This is a genomic window from uncultured Photobacterium sp., assembly GCF_947502415.1.
Taxonomy (GTDB): domain Bacteria; phylum Pseudomonadota; class Gammaproteobacteria; order Enterobacterales; family Vibrionaceae; genus Photobacterium.
The window spans coordinates 41,109-59,602 of record NZ_CANMZV010000001.1 but is presented as its reverse complement, the minus strand read 5'-3'; the positions used below and the strand labels follow the sequence as shown (position 1 = coordinate 59,602).

Genomic DNA, 18,494 nt, shown 5'->3' with positions numbered 1-18,494 from the left:
CTCATTAGGCAGCAGGAATACCCGCACAATGGATTTTCACTGTCTGGGTAAACAGCTGTCCCAGCGCATTATCCGGATCGGCGTCAGTAGGCAAAGACATCGCATAGCTCATTTGCTCAGAAGTCGGATTAGGCTCAATCATTTCCAGCTGACATTGGCGGGCAAGCTCAGCCGACAAGACAACATCGTTTGCCGATTTCCACGCCATATCAACATAGTAACTCGGCTCAAAAATCAATAAACGCAACGAATCTCGTGTAACCGGCTTTGGCTTTGAAAAAGGAAGCTCAAAACTGAGTACTAACTTAGCTCTGTCACGCGTTAGTTTCTCGCTATGGGCCACTTTGTACTTAATCGGATTATCGCCATCATAAAAGTAAGTGAAGTAGTGTTCGTACTTCATATTTTCTAGCACCGATGCCGAGATCTTACGAAAGGTTTCCTGCTCGTTTTCGGAAGAAACATCTTCACCATCAAGCATGTAAGCCGAGGTCATCGCATCAAAAGACCACTCCATTTTAAAGCCAGTGATCATCCCATCCTTACCTTCGATATAGGTTTTCATATCAACCCAGGAATGAGGATGGGCTTGCACAGTCGGCACCACAAATACCGCTAACGCCCAAAGCAATAGGCTCTTACGTGGCCATCGCGATAAATGTTTGTAATTTGATAATTGGCGATAGACATTACTGACAAAACGAGAGGCTCGTCTGAATAAATGGGTTCGTTGCCGAAAGTGATGGAGATGGTGTTTTTTCATAATGCTAACGCCTTTTATTTATTGTTATGTTATAACATAACTCGCAATTATTACGAAAAGATAAACCCAAACAATCACCACCATAAGTGATTATTTAATAATGCAGGTAAAATCAGACGATACAACACTGTGTCAATCCTGCTTAAGTCTCAACCGATCCTGCATATTGAGATAGCCATCGATCTGAGCAAGATAAGCGATATCAATCGGACTACTTGCAAACACACCCACCCACTTATGATTAAACCTTTTTATAGCTGAACTCATTAAAAAATTATTTTCCAAACCAACTTTAAATGGATATTGTTCTGTTTGATTTAAATTTTTTGTATCAATTTCTTTTACATATACCATCTGATAATCAAAAATAGGAAATAGTAATCCTTCAAGCTCCAAAATAGTATTGGACGGTTTTTCTTTATCAGAAACTCTTAGGTTCACAGTTCCTGCGTGACAAGTGGCATAAATATCAAATGGAGCATCCGGCAACCAATACTTCATTGAAAAGCTACAACCGAGACCATTAACATAAACCAAAGTGATAAAGACGATCGAAAAGATAACATTAGCGATTAAAAGTAACTTTAAACTTTTCATTATAATTTTGACCATGTTATCTCCTTATTTGTGGAGTTTAACTCAGACAAAACACTAACCCCTTTACTTATATCGTCAACATGCGCACCAATTGCACTATCTTTAGAGTAACAGGCAATACCTAAATGATTTCTCTTACATTCCACATCAACAACATCTATATACGTCATCAGATAAAACCTGAAAAATACCAAATTAGCGAACACGAGTATCATTAGTCTAATGAACTGAAAGGTCTTCCTACTGATAAGATTTTCATGCCGCACATTGATATTAACTCGCTCTTTATTTTTAGAGACGACTTCCCTATTATCATATTCAATGTAACTACTAGAATAAACATATCCTCTTCTAGGTATGTTTTCCAGTTTTATATCTTCACTGACAGATAGCACCTTCCTTAAGTTGTGAATTGCAACATTTAAAGAGTTGTTCCCCACAACCCTGCCTTTCCACCCAAACGCTATCAACTCATCCTTCGAGACTAATTGGCCATTTCTATCAACAAGATAGCTTAAAATATTGGCCTCCGATGGCGATAGCTTATAAAAAGATTCACTGCTCTCGTCATCAAAACACACAACTCTCAACATTTCCATATCGAGATAAATATTACTCGTTATATTTATTTTCATAAAACAGTGACCTATTGATATAGGCATCAATTATAAACAGCCTCAAAAACACATCACAAGATTTACACAACAATAAACAAATTTTGTGATGACGTTCTCAAAACAAAAATCTTACACAACTAAGTGCGCACTTAACCTCGGGATGCATAACCAACTGTATTTAAATGATTAATTTTTTAATTATTGATTGATTATTTTACCAAAGCATAAAAAGTTCGTAGTTTACCGCTACAAGTTACGCTGATTGCAATGAAATACGTGTATGTATAAGGAACGTGACAGTCAAATTGTCACTTCTAACTTTCAAGTAGAAGACTTTTATGTAGGATTTAAAAAACCAATCCCAATTAAATGTTTTCAAAATAGCACCAGTGCTGAAGTCGATTACAAAAATCACATAAATACAGTGATTTTACACTGTGTTTTTCTAATGGGATTCACTATACCCATTAGTTTTTGAACTTGTGTTTTCATTAACACTAAAATTAGCCTTATCGGAGATAGCTATGAAAACAAATAAAACAGCACTAGCATTAATACTAAGTGCATTATACCTACAGGGGTGTGGTAGTGGTTCTACAAATGAAAACACTAATACAGAGAAAACAGTTAACACTGGATATTTTAGAGATGCAGCCGTCAGTGGCGTGACTTATCGTACGGAATCACAGGCAGGGGTTACAGAAAGTGCAGGTCGATTTCAGTACAAAGAAGGAGAAAAGATCAAGTTTTCGATCGGCTCGCTATCGCTTGGCGAGGCTGATGCGAGTCCGATTGTTACGCCGATTGAAATGACAAACCTTCTTTACCCATCTGACACTGAAAACGTGAACATGGTACGTGTTTTAATGGCGTTAGATAAAGATAAAGCCCCTGAAAACGGAATTCAAATAAGCGAAAGGTTACGCGCATACCTTTCAAACGATGTCGACATGAGTAATATCGACATAACATCAGACCAAGGTGTAAATGATATTTCGACACTGTTATCTCAATACATCGATATCAACATACCTAGTGCTCAACAAGCAATAGAACATTTTAATGAAACGCTAAGATGCAATATTAGTGGCGTTTATTACGGTGAATACAGTGGTGATGACAGCGGTCTATTTGGAGTCGCAATTGATCCTGTAGGACTTCGTGCCCGTGGTGCTGTTTTATCTGAACAAGATGACTATGTACATATTGGTATTCTTGGTAAGCCTTTGGAATTAAAAGGCGGAAGCCAACCGCTAAGTATTGGAAGTACCAATCCTGATTATGACGATATTGCTAAGTTTTCTGTAAATATCGGAGCAAACAGCATTTCAGGAACCTGGCACTTTGATGGTGTTGGATCACAAGGTCAAGTCTCGGGTCAAAAAACACAGGAATGGGAACGACAAGGAACAATCAAGTATGTCGGCACCTATTACCAAAACACTAACGAATACTTTGTTCCCAGCGGCCTGATCCAAATTACATACAATGGTGAGCAGGATGCCACTATCAATATTTTCGATTTTACAGATGGCGTCGTAAGAGAGACAACTTCAGAAAACGATAACGGAAATATCTCATTTTACCTAACAGATTACAGTAAGTTGAACTTGAACCTGGCTGAGCGTGCAGGTGAGGTCATTAACGAAACGTTTGATGATGAAATTGGCAACGACTATCGCTTTAAGATGAGTAGTTGCCGTTTGTAATATATAACGTAGCTACAAAAAATCCCTCGATGTTTATCGAGGGATTTATGTAATCGAACTCAGCTAAATCAGACTTATTGTCAAGGTTCAGTGTTAAGGCAATCCATCAAAATTACGCTATGGATTCTATAGTTCTGAGCACCTGACGGTCATTCTCAATTCGCTTAATCCAACCATCTGATTCCATACGGTTCAGAACAGGTATCATATACTTACGAGATAAGCCGATTCGCTCCCTTGCATCTGCAATCGTAAAACGTTCATCAATTTCCCGTCCTTCGATGAGATCAGTGACAAAGCTGTCATAAATACTTTTCTCATAATAAATTTTACCTTCCATTGGCACAGCAAAACCAAGTCGAACCAAGTTTCGTAACTCTTTTTGTGCCCCTGGGATTTTCTCTTTCTCAGCTTCATACCCCTGCTTCTCAGCTTGGCTCATTCGCTCAAGAATCTGCTTAGCTACCGGTGAGAGCTGAGTTTCACTACGACCATTACCTAATGAGAATAACTCTCCGTTCTGACGCAGCTTGCCTTCTTCCACCATCTGCTGAAGCAATGCTGTCAATGTCGCTATCGGTAATTGCAACTTACCGCTCAGCTCATTAGCAGACAGATCAATCTGCTCCTGCTTGAGGATAGCTTCAACCTGCTGGTGCGACTGATTAAAGCATTCTTCGGTAAACAACCATTCACCGCAAACCTTATAACTGCTTTCATCCAACTGGTGATCACCACGTTTAGCGTAACCGTAGAGCGACATATTGATGTTGACGTAATCCGTCCATTCTGACTGTTCCGGCATATCCATCAACAAGTCATACAGTTTATTTCGATGTTGTTTTTCGACCACTCCGCCCCAGACAATAGCACCACAGTTGACGATTCGGCTTCCGCCATGCTGGATCAGCAAGGCACGCTGATTCCAGAAACAACACGCAGGCTCTTTCAGTCTCAGGCGAGCCAAGTTAGTCCCTTTAAATACAAAGATTTTCGCCAGTGTATTAAAAGTACCGAAAGCAACTTCAACTTCACTGTTATTACGGCACTTATTTTCAAACAACATACTATTGAGCCGCACGATCACTTCGTCGACCATGAAACCAGCCTCTTTCGAAGCCATCAGGCAAGAACCACGCTCTACTTCTTTTTTCTTTACCCCTTTGAGCCCAATAGCGACCCGGGAAACTGGTTTGGCGGTCTCGATATTCTGGTGGTAAGACTGCAAGCTTTTTACCTGAACTTCCCTGCCTGATGGCTGAAGTATCAGTTTTTGACCAACCTGAAATTCACCACCACATAAACTCCCGGTTACCGTTGTTCCCACACCATTTACGGTAAACACACGGTCGATATATAAGTGAGCCTGACGCTGAGTATCTATCCGTGTATTCTCTTGAGCTTCCATCACATCTAGCTTGCGACAAATATGCTGACGTAATGCCTCAATCCCTTTCTGCTGATGGGAAGAGACCACCATTGAATCAGGAATAAAACCAGCTATTTCAAGAAACTGCTCTAAAGCTTCATCTTCAACCAATGACAGCATTTGATCGTCGACCAGATCCGATTTAGTGATCACCAAAGTGACATTCTCGATTCCCATCGAGGCAATCACTTTCAGGTGGTCAGTTGACATCTGCATCCAGCCTTCATCGGCGGCTACCACAAACAGCACCATGTCGAGGCTCCAAACCCCGGCTACCATGTTGCGTATAAAGCGCTCGTGCCCCGGTACATCTATCACACCAACCGGTTCGCCATTAGGATGTTTAAAGAAGGCAAAACCAAGATCAATGGTCATCCCCCGTTTCTTTTCCTGAGGAAGGTGCGCAGTATCAATGCCTGTCAGCGCCTTAATCAAAGCTGATTTACCGTGATCAACGTGGCCAGCGGTTCCGACAATAAAACTCATTGCAATACCTCCGCCAGCTGGCTACGCAGATAAGGAATTTCTGATTCAGAAATCGTTGCAAGATTAAGCTGTACCTTGTCATGCTTAATCACCCCCATTACTGGCAGCGGCCAGTTACGCATAACTTGCAACAGTCTTTCAGCCGATCGCTTGTAACGTGCATTATCCGGATTGATCTCAACTGACCATGACGGATCATTCTGATCTGGCAATGAACCTCCGCCCACCGTCATCTCAGAACGCACAACCTGTAACTGTTCACCAAAACCTTCTGCGAGCTGCTGAGCTCTTTGTTCAAGCTCCGCTTCCGACTGGGTATTCTTACTTTCAGCCACACCACGCCCACTGTCGAGCTGATTCAGCTTACGCACAACTAACTCTTCAAGCAGCGAATAAACAATCCTGCTTGGCCTGAATGCGCGCATCATCGGGTTCTTTTCAAGCTGCTTGATCAGTGGCTGCTTGCCTGTCACTAAGCCAGCTTGCGGGCCGCCCAGAATTTTATCACCAGAGAAACAAACCAGATCAGCACCAGCCTGAATATAGCTAGCAACCGTCGGTTCATCCGGCATAGATTCCGTCGTTGTGCCCGAACCCTGATCAACAGCTAATACCACATGATCTGGCAGCGCCTGCGCTAGCTCTTTAACATCTGGTGACTCCGTAAAACCACGGATCTTGAAGTTAGAGGTATGGACGAGCAGTACCATCGCGGTATTTTCTGTTACAGCATCGATATAATCCTGAGTAGTGGTAATATTCGTTGTTCCCACTTCCACCAGTTTGGCACCGGACAAAGTCAGAATATCCGGGATCCGGAACCCACCGCCAATTTGGATCTGCTCACCACGAGAGACAATCACCTCCTTACCTTTTGCCAACTCATGCAACATCAGATAAATAGAAGAGGCATTGTTGTTTACCACCAAAGTATCTTCGCCTTTAACCAGATATTGCATCAGATGCTGCAACATCCCCTTGCGTTTACCTCGTTTGCCAGTTGTCAAATCAATTTCAAGGTTGTTGTAGTGGGTATTTACCTCAGCCACACTCTGCCATAATTCAGCATCAAGCGGCGAGCGACCAAGGTTGGTATGGACAATTACCCCAGTTCCATTCACCACCCGCTGCAAACGCTGCTGATTCATCAGCCAGCAGGCTTGCTCGATATAGTGGTATAGCTGCTCCAGGGAAAACGGGACACCTTCAGGATCCTTCAAGTGCATTTTTTTATATGCTTGCACTTGATCACGAACAATGTCAGTCACAACCGGACGGCTAAGCCGCTCAATATAAGGAGAAATAAAAGCTTGCTGAAGAATCTTTTCAATTTGTGGAATTGAAGATAAGGTGCTTACAGTCATAATAAAGCCCCGATATAAATAAAACAAAAAACAGAAAGCATTCCAACACCTGATAAAAATCAATAACAAATGACTAAATCTAGTTATCAATGCTTATAGGGGATTTTAATTTATTTCTGTTCGAGAAATTTTAGAGGGCAAATTACGGGAAGATTCAGGGACAAGTATAAAGATGAAAACCAATTAAATTAAATCAGTTTGGCGAGTATTATTGCCACCGTCATTCTTCTTACCCTGAATAAACACGAACAATTCAATTAACAACATTCGCATTCAAAGTTCAATAACTCTAACTTTCAGAATAAACAGTCATAATAATAAAGTTAAAGTTGGCGGAAGGAGCAGGAATCGAACCTGCCAAAGCCTATTCAGCTCACGTCGGTTTTGAAGACCGGGAGGGCCACCAGACCCCATCCACTTCCGTATTTCGTTACTCTTAAATGAGTTTGGCAAATATTACTACCATTGTATCTTTCTTACTCTGGATTAAATATAAACAATTTAAAAGCAACCTATATTATAAAACCAGCCCTAACATTAATTGAAAGCAATATTAGATAAACCAATATTAGAAAATGTTAGAGTTGGCGGAAGGAGCAGGAATCGAACCTGCCAAAGCCTATTCAGCTCACGTCGGTTTTGAAGACCGGGAGGGCCACCAGACCCCATCCACTTCCGCGTTTCGATGGATTTAATTTACCCAATAAGATTATGATTTAAAAGTGGTTATATCATAATTTGTGACTTCATCAACAAACACAAATAAATATAAAACCAGTTGCCCATTTAGTTATCTGGTTAACATTTTTCGCAGTAATTAAAAGATAGGCACAATCTCACACACCATAAATTTAAACTTAATAAAAACAAGGCGTTCACATCCTGATATGTATTTCTAATACCTGTCATTAGTTTTACTTATATCAATTGGTAATGACGAAAAATAAGAGATGAAGCCACTATTAATTGCTCCTGTTTTATTATAATAACAGCAACCAATTGAATATTTTATAACCAATAGAACAAATTTCATTGAAATATAATGAAACTATTATTATAGGGATATCATAGTGAGATACGACAGACTTGAAATAGTTAGCAACAACCCAAGCGTTGCAGAATTAAACACTCATATTAAGCACACACCAAGAAACAACATCCATGATGTATTAATGCTTGTACGCGACAAAATCCATCTTGGCGGAAAGCTAATATCCCACCCTCTGGCTGGCAGTGTTAAACCCCATGAAACGCCTTATCGCAGTATTATCATCCTAAATAATCATGATGAGCTGGATATGGATTCTCTTGATAAGATTGAACAGACCATTGAACGTTATCAGATTCTCTGCAAAGCGAATCCACAGCACCTAATGCTAACCAATGAAGACATCGACGCAACTTTCCCGGTAAAACAAAGCTCGGATTTTCAATTTATCGACCTTCAATTGATTAAGTCATGCCTCGACTCTCTGGGATTCAAAGGACTTAACTAACTCTTCTTTTCGATACCATCATCCCCGCGTAAGCGGGGCCCCCACACATTCGAAAATACCCTCCTTTCTACCGACATAGTTCATCAAGGAAATAACCACTAATCGATTAACAAAAATGACAAAAAAAGAAAAAGCCAGTCGAATAAATCGACTGGCTTTTATTTTCAATCACAGATTGAAGTATGCTTAGAACACAGTTTGCTCATCAATCTTAGTCTGAAGCGCATTTAGTGCTTTTTCAACTAGCTGACGACGTGCGTATTTCTCTTCTTTCGGCTGCATCTTTGGATCACCCAGTGGGTGAGGAATCGCAATTGCAGGAACGATACGGTTTGCACCGACCGTTTTAGAGATAGGCACGACAGTTAGAACGTGAACTACAGGCATTACTTTCTCGATTTCTTTTAGCATCGTTGCGCCGCAACGAGTACAAGTGCCTCAAGTGGAAGTAAATATAGCAGCTGTCACCCCTGCCTTCTGTAGTTTCATCGCGATCTCTGCGCCGTACTCTTTCGCCTTCGCGACCGCCGTACCATTACCGACCGTGGTGTAGAACATGTCATGCAGGCTTCCGATAACACCTTCTCGTTCCATGTCTCGTAACACGTCGACAGGAAGAACTCGGTTAGGGTCCTGGTTACAAGCAACTGGGTCATATCCGCCGTGTGCTGTTTCATGAGTCTCTTCCGTCAAGGTTTCCAAACCACGAATACTATACTCACCATACTTAGATGCACTTGAAGATTCGATATGGTCAGGGTTACCTTTAGGAACCACACCACCTGATGTCACTAGCGCAATCTTAGCAGTGCTCATCATTTCAACCGGCGGCTGTGGATCAACACGGTCAAACACAGGCATAGGATATTCAGTTGTGAACTCAGGGCCAGCAAGCTTAGCAATCAACAAGTCAACCGCTCGCTCTGCACCACGTTTTTCTGCAAAGAAATTCACGCGGATACCACGAGACATATAACCGGCTTCTTCTGGTGAACCAACTTCACCATCAGTTTCAATATAGCGGTTAATCAGTTTAACCATCGCTGGAATGGCTTTACGCATGCTCGCTGCACTGTTACCCGTTTCAACCATGTAAGCATACTGGCGGAATAACTCGTAACCAGGGTTTTCAGGGTACATGCCTGAAATGGTTGTAATACCCATTTCATGTGCAACTTTCGCAACTGTACCACAAGCCATACCATAACGACCGGCGTTGAAAGCAGGACCCGCAATCACTAAATCAGGCTTAAGCTGAGCTAAGATTTCTTGCAAGTTGTGGCAGCAAAGGCTTTCATTTTCGTTGAAGTATGAGTCACCACAAACGATTGTGTGAGTGATCTCAGCCTTTTCACCCAGCATGGTGTTAACCTGAGTACCAACACCGATGGTACCCTCTGTCACTTCCATTGGTGTGTGGGCCATCTCTTCGCCACCTTTCTGAGCGAAGAACTGGTTCAAATAGTAAACGACTTTCAATGTCATGTGTGTATCCTCGCTTAGCTTGCTTTAGTGGTGAGGTGATGGTAGCCAAGTTCACTGGTTGCGCTAAGAATAGCCTGAATCTCAACCGTGATAGAGCCATCTTCATGCAAGCTGCCTTGGAAACCACCAGCAACCATATCAGCATAACGGTCATAACCGAGTACTGTATCCATTGCTGGCAATGTGATTAACTGGTTCGCGTTACCGTTAGTAACTACTGCGTCTGCACTCTTATGTGAGTCAGCAAGTGACTGACTTTCACCGTTTTGACCTGCATATTCATCTGTAAGCAATACAGTCTGAATACCGGCAGCTTCTAGCTTGGCACAGTTCATCATCAAGTCGGCATCTGGGTTACCAAAGCCTTCCTCACTGACAATTGCAGCATCCCAACCCATTTGTTTAGCAAGCTTAACAACATAGTTAGAAGAACGTTCTTTATCACGTAGAGTAACGTTTTCGTTAGTAACAATTACGCCCATGAAGTTGTACTTCGAACCGTGGTGACGGTACAGATCGTAGATAACCGGGCTGTTCTGGTGAACAAAGCTAGTGTTCTTGTCACAAGCTGATACACAGTTACCACTGATGATTGCGCCATCCATCACTTCTGTTGGATAAAGCAGTGTTGGCAACATGCCCTTAACGTCAACACCATAGCAGTATGTGTCGTGTAGCAGACCCTGGCTCTGAAGCATGTAAACATAACCAACTTTTGGCAGGTTAGGATACTCAGCTGCCTGCTCTAGCAAAGGCTTAGTTTCATAAGTGTGGATCTCGTCTGGCTCTACATCAGCCGCCAGCTTACCAATCCAGCGACCCGCTTCCAGGCCAATCAGACGAAGTACACCTTCGTGATCGTACTGGTTGCATGACTCATCCACTTCACACTGAATCACCAGGTTCATGGTTGAAGAGAATGGAGTGTAATCTGCACCAGGGCCGCTCATATCCAGGATACCCTCCTGGAAACCGACAACCTCACCGGTAGTGATAACCGCCATGCCTTTCAGCACGTGTGTACGGCCTTCACCAACCATTGCTTCTTCACCCAGATGACGTCCTGGGAAGATGCTACCTGCACCGCTCACTTTTACGCGAGGTTCAATTGCATCTTTAACTGGCATAATGCGGATGCTATCGCCAGGTTTTGCGATTGATAGTTCAAGAGAGCGGATACGGTGATCCAATTCTGACAAGTAGCCAGTTAGGGCTTGCTTATCGATCACCACAGTGTTTTCTTTTACTTCGCTTACCGACCCGAAAGCCAGATCACGAACATGAATGTTGCCTAGTTCGAGTTTCATTTATATCTCCAAACAAGCGTCAATTGGGTTTAGTACAGCCTTAGAACGTAACGTCTCAAGAAACCTTGATACCGCAACCATCTTCGGCAGACCCGATAACCCAACATGGTTCTTCACTATTGCTAAATTCAGTCAATAAAGCGTCCAGACAATCCCTGGGTACTGCTGCCAGCAAGCCACCGGATGTTTCCGGACAGCAAAGCTTGCGCTGCCAGCTTTCATCGAGTTCCGGTGCAAATTCGATATCATCTCGGTAAGCATCCAAGTTACGCTTAGCACCACCAGGGAATAACCCTTGTGCGGCGTAATCTTCAGCTTCGATAAGGAATGGCACCTGAGTAGCATTAAAGTGCATACAAACATCACTTTTTTCAGCCATTTCCAATGCATGGCCGAGTAGTGAATAACCCGTTACATCGGTACAGGCTTTCACCGGATAGCGGGCAAAAATCTCCGCAGCTTTACGGTTAAGCTTCTTCATGCTGTCGGTTGAGGCCTGAATGGCCTGCGGACTCGCCTTACCCCGTTTTGCTGCGGTTGAAATCAAGCCGGTACCAATTGGCTTTGTAAGTACCAGGACATCGCCGCTTTCAACAGCTGCCTTGGTTTGCACTTTAGAGGGATGAATCGTACCCATGACTGACAAGCCAAATTTCGGCTCATCATCTTCGACGGTGTGACCACCGACCAATACCGCGCCAGCTTCACGGACTTTCTCCGCACCACCTTTGAGGATTTGGCCAACGACCTCTTGGGGAAGATCACCGGGAACGCAAAAGATGTTCATTGCTAATGTCACTTGCCCGCCCATGGCATACACATCGCTCAACGCATTTGCAGCAGCAATGGCACCAAAATCATACGGGTCATCAACGATTGGAGTAAAAAAGTCCAACGTTTGAATGACAGCAACATCATCAGTGATTTTGTAGACGGCAGCATCATCACTTACCGTCAACCCGACCATCAGATCAGGATACGCTTGTTGGGGAAATAGGGGTGAAATGGACTGCAGAACCTGCGCCATGGCCTTAGGGCCAATTTTCGCTGCTCACCCGGCTTTTTTGGTCATCTGCGTCAGACGAACTACTGAATCTGTCATCTCTAGATCCTTAATAACGGACGGTATAGCGCTACTTTCAAAGCTACCGATTTCGCGCTCACGTTTGTTTCTTTCTCAATATCGAACTGGATTGGCTGGAGCCTTATCTGGCTGAGTCGACATTAACCGATGTATTTCGTTTCGGTTAAAACAACTTTAGCCTGTTCCAAATCTTCTTTTGCAACCAACACGATAGGACCGGTACAGCCCATACCCGTGCGGGCAAAAATGTTCGCTTTCCACAGCGCCTGGCAAGCATCTTCAATCTCAAGGATATCGATACCGCCAATGTCTGCATCAGTCACCTTCTCAGGTGGCGCGGTCACTTCGGCCTTCACTTCTGTTGGTTGCTTTGGCTGCTTGTACTTAGCCAGCACGCTATTCAAACCTGCCAGTGATGCGGCTTCCCACTCTTCATCGACACGCTTCATAACATCCCCTTTTGCAGCATCAGCACACAATCTCATGGCTCCTGCCACAACCGGTGCGCCAGACGCTCTCGAGATGATATTTACCAGCTTGTCAGACGCGCCCTCACCCAATCCAGGACCATAGCCGAAGCCCGATGCTTCATAGCTGCCGCCAGTTGTAAAGGAAGAGAACATCTTCATTAGTAGGTTACCGGTAAGGCTGTCTGTCACCATGACATCTGGTGTACCTTGCAGCAGGTCATTACCGCGCATTGCGATACCGCCATCAGCACGCGCTGATTCTGCAAAATTAATGTCATAACCAGCTTCAGCCAGCTCACGTAGGCTTCGTTCGCACAATGCCGCACCATCAATATTCAGCACACCAACGGTTGGCTTTTCAATACCACTAGCCTTCGCCAGTGCAATGCCGTAAATGGTATTTTTCAGCAAAGCCGCCTGACGGTTGGTATCTGTAGTACCGGTTGTCGATGCGATAATCATTTCGCGACCGATACCCGGTGTAACCACTTTACCCATGGTGCTGACACCAAGCGGGAAGGCATAGTGCAATGTTACGCAGCCATCAATTTTCTTATCGGCAAACAGCTGTTCCATCACCTGGTGGCATTCGTGCAGATCCGCAGCCGGATAGCACTCAAAGCCACAATCGGGACCTTCACAGCCAATCAGTACAGGCTCAATATCGCTATACTGTCGGGCTACCAGCTGAGCACCGCGAAGTAATTCCTGAGGGCCGTGTTCGCTGCCAACCAGGGTAAGACCGATACGGGTCTTTTTCCCGAACTGACCGCTTAGCAACCCATCCGCCATGGCGTTAAAGGTGTCGGAAAGTTGTTGATTGATGTTACCCATAGCAACCTCCGATTACTGCTCGCTGTTCAGCAAATTCTCAGCCACATCGCGCATTGCCTGAGCAACGACCTGTTTGACCTGAGCTTCATCAAACACTTCATTCTGCTCGCCATTATTCTTCTGAACTACGAAGCTCAGACCATCGAACAGGTTAGTCATACGGCCTAGGAACAAGCTGCCCTTACCAACCATCATGAAGTTGTTGATCTCACCATTTAGGATCATTTCGCGGCCAAAGCCGAGGAATGGTACACCTGATGGGATATGGCCCTGAGTTGGCGCAAAGCCTGTCATACCATGTTCCTGAACAAAAGCAGGAAGCTGGGTACGTTCTAGCTGGCCTTCTTTCACTGCCAGAGCAGCAATCATCTTGTAATTAGATTCAGGCACGTTACCTGCGCCAGCAGGCTTGGTAATTTCAGGGTTTTGCATCTCAACAGAATATTTATCAATATCTGTCATCGCCATGCCCGCAGCTTTCAGCGGATTGGCAATCAATGCAGTCATAACAGCTTGTGGAGAAGAACCCGTACCGATCTGGTGACGGCCTACAATGTCAGTGTTGATTTCTGGGCTAACGCCATCGTTTTCACTAACAAGGCAAGCAAAACCAGCCAGGCAATCTTCCAGCACAGGCATGTCGTTCTTAACATGGTCACGGCCGTTCATACCCAGTTTCGCTACTGCGCCACCGGCAACTACCATGACATTTTTGAAGATACCCGCTTTAACCAGCGCAGAAGCCTGAGTCATAGCGTGGGCTGGAGCCGCACAGAAACCACGAACGTCAGAGCCTGTTGCCATAGTACAGCCGACTACTTCACCGATAGCCTTGGCAAAGTTACCGCCGCCACGCTGATTTATGTCACCGCAAGCCTCTTCAGAACACTCGATAATGTAATCAACAGATTCCAAATCAAGCCCCTGCTGTTTCAGAAGCATCGCCGCCATAACGCCGGATGCCTTGGTGCAGAGGTTCTCTAGCATGATATGGGCAGACAAGTTTTCATCTTCATCGTGCGCTGCTTTCACACAGCCAACCAACTCGCCGTTCATCATCAGAACTTCGGCCTGATGAGCCTCAACCAGAGCCAAGATTTCATCTTTGGACATTGTCTTATGGCCAGCGAGCAAATCGGCTTCACCGTATAGAGGGTGATGGCTGATTTTCGCCTGATAGGCCTCAATGAACTCTGGAGTAAAAGACACCAGGTTAAACACATCAACGTGGTTTAACATGGCATAAAAAATTTCCTGGCAGTAGATTTCGCCGTATTTACCTTCGCTTGGTGCCGCTTCTTTGTGGCCAAACCAAGGTTGTGGGGTTTCTGCTAACTGCTGTGGGGTAATGTTACCGATATAACACTGGTTTGCAGGGTAAGCGACAACGTCTTCAAAAGAACGAAGGTGGTCGTTTAACTGCTGAAGGTAAGCGTCTGCTGGGTCTTTAGCCCGCGATGCCACCTGAACTGAACCATGTTGAATCAAGATATCTGGGGTATGGGCAAGCATATAGCTTACGCCTTTGATTACTGCGTATCCCATTGTTACTCCTGCATCCGAGCCGGATATAAGGTTCGAACCTGCCTGTTTGCAAACAGATCCGAACCAGCATTGAGATATACTTATGCTAATGCAGTTTCGCTGCGGTATTGTTGCATTTCCGCTTTGATAGCATCGACATCAAGTACCATTTCCATCATTCCGACCTGCTCTTCATAAACAGCCGGATCGACGGCTTCTTTTACTTCGTCTTCAACCACGTGATAACAAGAAAGTCCTAACTGGACTCCCGCCAATGGTCCTGCAAAAGTCGGATCACCTGTGGTGACAGTTTCACATGCCAGGCCAGAAGCTTCTGCTTCTGCGCCACCAAGAATCACAACTAGATTCTCAGCGCCTTTTTCCTCGGCAAGTGCTTTAATCCGCTTTTGGTTTTCAAGATCCATTGCGCCAGCGCTTGTTCAGACGAAACATTCTGTTGTAGAGAAAGCAACGTGAGCACCTGTAGTCTTCATGCAAGCTTCGATTGCCTGACCAGGTACGCCATCGCGGTCTCCAAGAATGATCACTGTTTTATTAGCGAACACAATCTTTCTCCCGATTAAACATACTTTCCAAATTGCTCACGGTAATCTTTGACTTCTGCAACGATGGCATCGACGTCAAGTACCATTTCCATCATGCTTATCTGCTCATCATAGATAGCAGGGTCCACATTATTTTTAATTTCCGGCTCAACCACATGATAACAAGAGAGTCCTAACTGGACTCCGGCTAATGGTCCGGCAAAAGTAGGATCGCCGTTTGTAACGGTTTCACATGCTAGGCCTGAAGCTTCAGCTTCAGCACCACCAAGTACGACTACCAGATTCTCTGGGCCGAACTCGTCAGCAAAACCTTTGATCCTCTTCTGGTTTTCCAGATCCATAGCACCTGCGCTGGTTCAGACGAAACACTCAGTTGTAGAGAAAAGAACATGTGCGCCAGCAGATTTGATACAAGCTTCAATTGCCTGTCCTGGTACACCGTCTCTGTCTCCCAAGATAACAACTTTCTTATCTTTGAGCATTGTTCACTCCAAAGGGTACAGATTACTAAGGTCATGTTATGCAGAGAGCTGCAATAACATGGGTTTTACTCAAAGCGCGGGAACAAGGACAAATCCTTAAACACCGTGCTTTTATTTGTGCCAACAGGTTAATTAACCTATTTAAGACAAATTCTTTCTGTCAGCCTCTCTGCGAGACTGGTTCAGCCTTACGCTTTTTCAGCGATGAAGCTTTCTACTTCTTGTGCAACATCTTCAATTTCCAGATCTTCACCAGAAAGATGCTTCACTTTTTCACCGTTCTTGTAGAAGACGAATGAAGGCAGGCCCATTACTTTCTGCGCCATCGCCAAACGACGGTTGCCCTGAATATTCAGTTTGCAGAATTTAATGTCTTCACCGTACTTCTCAGCCAGTTTTACTACGTCTGGCATTAGCTCAATGCAACGGCCACAGTTTTCGCTCCAAAAATCAACAAGAACGATACCATCGATGTTAACTTCAGAATCGAAGTTCTCTTTGCTCAATTCGATCATTGTTTTTCCTTAATACAGAGTTTCTAACTCAGCAATATCCTTCACATCCACACGCTTGGCTTCCTGCCCAGCGTCAAATCGGATTACAACCGGCACTTCTGTTACCTTAAAGCGGTTGGCGATATTCTGACTCTTATAGGTATCAATAGTCACCACGCGCTGCTCAGGATTATCCTTACAGTTCTGCTCAAGCTGGTTGATAACTTCCAGGCTTTCTTTGCTCAGTGGATTCCAGAAGGCTACCATCGCAGTACCACCAAACTCAGCAACAGACTTACGCCAGTTCTCTTCTTCTTCGATGTAACGGTCAGCTGCAACGGCTGCTACCGCACCATCACCAGCGGCAGTCACTACCTGACGCAGGAATTTCTCAGTTACGTCACCGGCAGCAAAAATACCCGGAACATTCGTTTCCTGCTTCTCATTGGTGATCACATAACCCTGAGGAGTCAGTTCAACCAAGTCTTTGATGAAATCTGTTTTTGGCACAGTGCCGACAAACATGAACACACCATCTGTTGTCAGTTCAGTGATCTCGCCGGTTTTCAAGTTCTTCAGCTTAACGCCGCCTACCAACTCCTCACCGCAGATTTCGTCGACCACGGAGTTCCAAACAAACTCAATCTTGTCGTTTGCGAACGCTTGCTCCTGAGCTGTACGATCCGCATCCAGAATGCCCTGATCGTGCAGCACGACCATTGTGACTTTGTTTACGAACTTAGTCAGGAATACAGATTCTTCAACCGCTGTGTTACCTGAACCGACAACCACAACATCCAGCTCTTCATAGAAATCCGCGTCACAAGTTGCACAGTAAGATACGCCTTTACCACGGAATTCCGATTCACCCTTGATGCCAAGGATTCGAGGCGTTGCACCGGTGGCGACAATGATACTTTTCGTCTGGTACTCTTCACCTTTATTGGTTTTAAGCGTTTTAATAAAACCGTCATCGTCGATAGTAATATCCGTTATCAAACCTCGGGCAAACTCAACACCAAACTTGTTACAGTGCTCGCGGAACATATCCATAAGCTGCGGGCCGGTAGCCTCTAGAATGCCTGGATAATTTTCCATTTCACTGGTTGTTGCCGCCTGGCCACCAGTATTGCGCTTATCTTCAATGATAAGGGTCTTCATTTTACCGCGGGCCGCATAAACGCCCGCAGACATACCGCCTGAGCCGCCGCCTATAATTACGACATCGTATAGTTCTGACATATATTTCACCGATTTCTATTTTCACTAACACATATCATCCAAACCAAAAACAACAGCTTTATATAGCTACTAATATTTGAGATGGTTATGACACATCAAGACAAATCAGTTTCCGGCGCAGACCTATTAGGCCCTGCATTTAATGCGAACGATGCGAGACAACTAGTATTCTCTGTTTGCATTTAGAATTTGATAACCAAAGAACCGTCTTTATATATTTAACACGCTCTTTATATTGGTTTTATTTTTCAGAAGATAACTTCTTTTCCTTAACAACTTGAAGCCGATTATAATTAGTAATGTTTATTTTTTTGTGAGCGATGCCCTGTTACAAGATAAAAACACTGAGAATTAAGCACTTATGATACACAGATCATGCCTCTTTAGTCTTTTGGGTAATATTTACCCCATTCTTAATCACCAAAGGTGATAAAAATTAAATAATTCGACTACGATAGGAAACTTTTGCCCTTATAGTAGTCATTTCGACCATAAACTGTGGCACATTAATAACTTACATCAATTCACTGTAAATAGTGATCTTG

At 44.1% G+C, this 18,494-nt stretch carries 16 protein-coding genes and 2 tRNA genes; 2 read left to right on the top strand and 16 right to left on the bottom strand.

Annotated features, from left to right (window positions below; genetic code table 11):
- Positions 1 to 4: 4 nt before the first annotated feature.
- From Q0852_RS00240 to Q0852_RS00230, 3 genes are all read right to left on the bottom strand, one after another.
- On the bottom strand, positions 5 to 763 hold the full coding sequence (locus Q0852_RS00240; protein WP_299012857.1) for a DUF1007 family protein: 759 nt from the start codon (positions 761 to 763) through the stop codon (positions 5 to 7).
- Positions 764 to 895: 132 nt separating this feature from the next.
- Positions 896 to 1,375 carry a hypothetical protein gene (locus Q0852_RS00235; protein ID WP_299012856.1) on the bottom strand — a complete coding sequence of 160 codons (480 nt, stop codon included), beginning with the start codon at positions 1,373 to 1,375 and terminating at the stop codon, positions 896 to 898.
- Positions 1,360 to 1,995 (bottom strand): winged helix-turn-helix domain-containing protein, encoded by a 636-nt coding sequence (locus Q0852_RS00230; protein WP_299012855.1) that lies wholly within the window; start codon positions 1,993 to 1,995, stop codon positions 1,360 to 1,362. Before Q0852_RS00230 ends, Q0852_RS00235 begins: the two co-directional genes overlap by 16 nt.
- Before the next feature lie 506 nt (positions 1,996 to 2,501).
- Between Q0852_RS00230 and Q0852_RS00225 the strand changes: the two genes are divergently transcribed.
- Entirely contained in the window at positions 2,502 to 3,686 is a 1,185-nt protein-coding gene (locus tag Q0852_RS00225) for a hypothetical protein (RefSeq protein ID WP_299012854.1), read from the top strand.
- Between the two features lie 112 nt (positions 3,687 to 3,798).
- Here Q0852_RS00225 and selB read toward each other — a convergent pair whose 3' ends face one another.
- From selB to Q0852_RS00205, 4 genes are all read right to left on the bottom strand, one after another.
- Positions 3,799 to 5,601: a selenocysteine-specific translation elongation factor gene (gene selB / locus Q0852_RS00220; protein ID WP_299012852.1), complete on the bottom strand. Its 1,803-nt coding sequence runs from the start codon at positions 5,599 to 5,601 to the stop codon at positions 3,799 to 3,801.
- Entirely contained in the window at positions 5,598 to 6,965 is a 1,368-nt protein-coding gene (gene selA, locus Q0852_RS00215) for an L-seryl-tRNA(Sec) selenium transferase (RefSeq protein WP_299012851.1), read from the bottom strand. The genes selB and selA overlap by 4 nt, the downstream gene beginning before the upstream one ends.
- A 330-nt stretch (positions 6,966 to 7,295) precedes the next feature.
- Positions 7,296 to 7,387: transfer RNA gene (locus tag Q0852_RS00210), tRNA-Sec, on the bottom strand.
- Positions 7,388 to 7,550: 163 nt separating this feature from the next.
- Positions 7,551 to 7,642: transfer RNA gene (locus Q0852_RS00205), tRNA-Sec, on the bottom strand.
- Positions 7,643 to 8,035: 393 nt separating this feature from the next.
- On the opposite strand from Q0852_RS00205, the gene Q0852_RS00200 reads away from it, so the two are divergent.
- On the top strand, positions 8,036 to 8,461 hold the full coding sequence (locus tag Q0852_RS00200) for a GrdX family protein (RefSeq protein ID WP_299012850.1): 426 nt from the start codon (positions 8,036 to 8,038) through the stop codon (positions 8,459 to 8,461).
- A 186-nt stretch (positions 8,462 to 8,647) separates the two neighbouring features.
- On the opposite strand, the gene grdB is transcribed toward Q0852_RS00200, so the two are convergent.
- The 9 genes from grdB to trxB form a co-directional block, all read right to left on the bottom strand.
- Entirely contained in the window at positions 8,648 to 9,946 is a 1,299-nt protein-coding gene (grdB, locus tag Q0852_RS00195) for a glycine reductase complex selenoprotein B (RefSeq protein ID WP_299012849.1), read from the bottom strand.
- Positions 9,947 to 9,960: 14 nt separating this feature from the next.
- Positions 9,961 to 11,253 carry a glycine/sarcosine/betaine reductase component B subunit gene (locus Q0852_RS00190; RefSeq protein ID WP_299012848.1) on the bottom strand — a complete coding sequence of 431 codons (1,293 nt, stop codon included), beginning with the start codon at positions 11,251 to 11,253 and terminating at the stop codon, positions 9,961 to 9,963.
- A gap of 55 nt (positions 11,254 to 11,308) precedes the next feature.
- The gene (selD, locus tag Q0852_RS00185; RefSeq protein ID WP_299012847.1) at positions 11,309 to 12,355 is read right to left on the bottom strand and encodes a selenide, water dikinase SelD; all 1,047 of its coding nucleotides are present in this window, start codon (positions 12,353 to 12,355) and stop codon (positions 11,309 to 11,311) included.
- 122 nt (positions 12,356 to 12,477) lie between these two features.
- The gene (gene grdD, locus Q0852_RS00180) at positions 12,478 to 13,641 is read right to left on the bottom strand and encodes a glycine/sarcosine/betaine reductase complex component C subunit alpha (RefSeq protein WP_299012846.1); all 1,164 of its coding nucleotides are present in this window, start codon (positions 13,639 to 13,641) and stop codon (positions 12,478 to 12,480) included.
- A gap of 12 nt (positions 13,642 to 13,653) precedes the next feature.
- A complete protein-coding gene (gene grdC, locus Q0852_RS00175; RefSeq protein WP_299012845.1) occupies positions 13,654 to 15,186 on the bottom strand; it encodes a glycine/sarcosine/betaine reductase complex component C subunit beta in 1,533 nt (510 codons plus the stop codon).
- Between the two features lie 80 nt (positions 15,187 to 15,266).
- Positions 15,267 to 15,731: a glycine/sarcosine/betaine reductase complex selenoprotein A gene (gene grdA, locus Q0852_RS00170; RefSeq protein ID WP_299012843.1), complete on the bottom strand. Its 465-nt coding sequence runs from the start codon at positions 15,729 to 15,731 to the stop codon at positions 15,267 to 15,269.
- 14 nt (positions 15,732 to 15,745) lie between these two features.
- Positions 15,746 to 16,213 carry a glycine/sarcosine/betaine reductase complex selenoprotein A gene (grdA, locus tag Q0852_RS00165; RefSeq protein WP_299012842.1) on the bottom strand — a complete coding sequence of 156 codons (468 nt, stop codon included), beginning with the start codon at positions 16,211 to 16,213 and terminating at the stop codon, positions 15,746 to 15,748.
- 188 nt (positions 16,214 to 16,401) lie between these two features.
- Entirely contained in the window at positions 16,402 to 16,728 is a 327-nt protein-coding gene (locus Q0852_RS00160; protein ID WP_299012839.1) for a co-chaperone YbbN, read from the bottom strand.
- A gap of 9 nt (positions 16,729 to 16,737) precedes the next feature.
- Positions 16,738 to 17,949 carry a thioredoxin-disulfide reductase gene (gene trxB, locus Q0852_RS00155; RefSeq protein WP_299012838.1) on the bottom strand — a complete coding sequence of 404 codons (1,212 nt, stop codon included), beginning with the start codon at positions 17,947 to 17,949 and terminating at the stop codon, positions 16,738 to 16,740.
- Positions 17,950 to 18,494 lie beyond the last annotated feature (545 nt).

Coding starts and splice junctions, on each gene's coding strand:
- Q0852_RS00240 (WP_299012857.1), bottom strand. CDS start 763: ATGAAAAAACACCATCTCCATCACTTTCGGCAACGAACCCATTTATTC.
- Q0852_RS00235 (WP_299012856.1), bottom strand. CDS start 1,375: ATGGTCAAAATTATAATGAAAAGTTTAAAGTTACTTTTAATCGCTAAT.
- Q0852_RS00230 (WP_299012855.1), bottom strand. CDS start 1,995: ATGAAAATAAATATAACGAGTAATATTTATCTCGATATGGAAATGTTG.
- Q0852_RS00225 (WP_299012854.1), top strand. CDS start 2,502: ATGAAAACAAATAAAACAGCACTAGCATTAATACTAAGTGCATTATAC.
- selB (WP_299012852.1), bottom strand. CDS start 5,601: ATGAGTTTTATTGTCGGAACCGCTGGCCACGTTGATCACGGTAAATCA.
- selA (WP_299012851.1), bottom strand. CDS start 6,965: ATGACTGTAAGCACCTTATCTTCAATTCCACAAATTGAAAAGATTCTT.
- Q0852_RS00190 (WP_299012848.1), bottom strand. CDS start 11,253: ATGAAACTCGAACTAGGCAACATTCATGTTCGTGATCTGGCTTTCGGG.
- grdD (WP_299012846.1), bottom strand. CDS start 13,641: ATGGGTAACATCAATCAACAACTTTCCGACACCTTTAACGCCATGGCG.
- grdC (WP_299012845.1), bottom strand. CDS start 15,186: ATGGGATACGCAGTAATCAAAGGCGTAAGCTATATGCTTGCCCATACC.
- Q0852_RS00160 (WP_299012839.1), bottom strand. CDS start 16,728: ATGATCGAATTGAGCAAAGAGAACTTCGATTCTGAAGTTAACATCGAT.
- trxB (WP_299012838.1), bottom strand. CDS start 17,949: ATGTCAGAACTATACGATGTCGTAATTATAGGCGGCGGCTCAGGCGGT.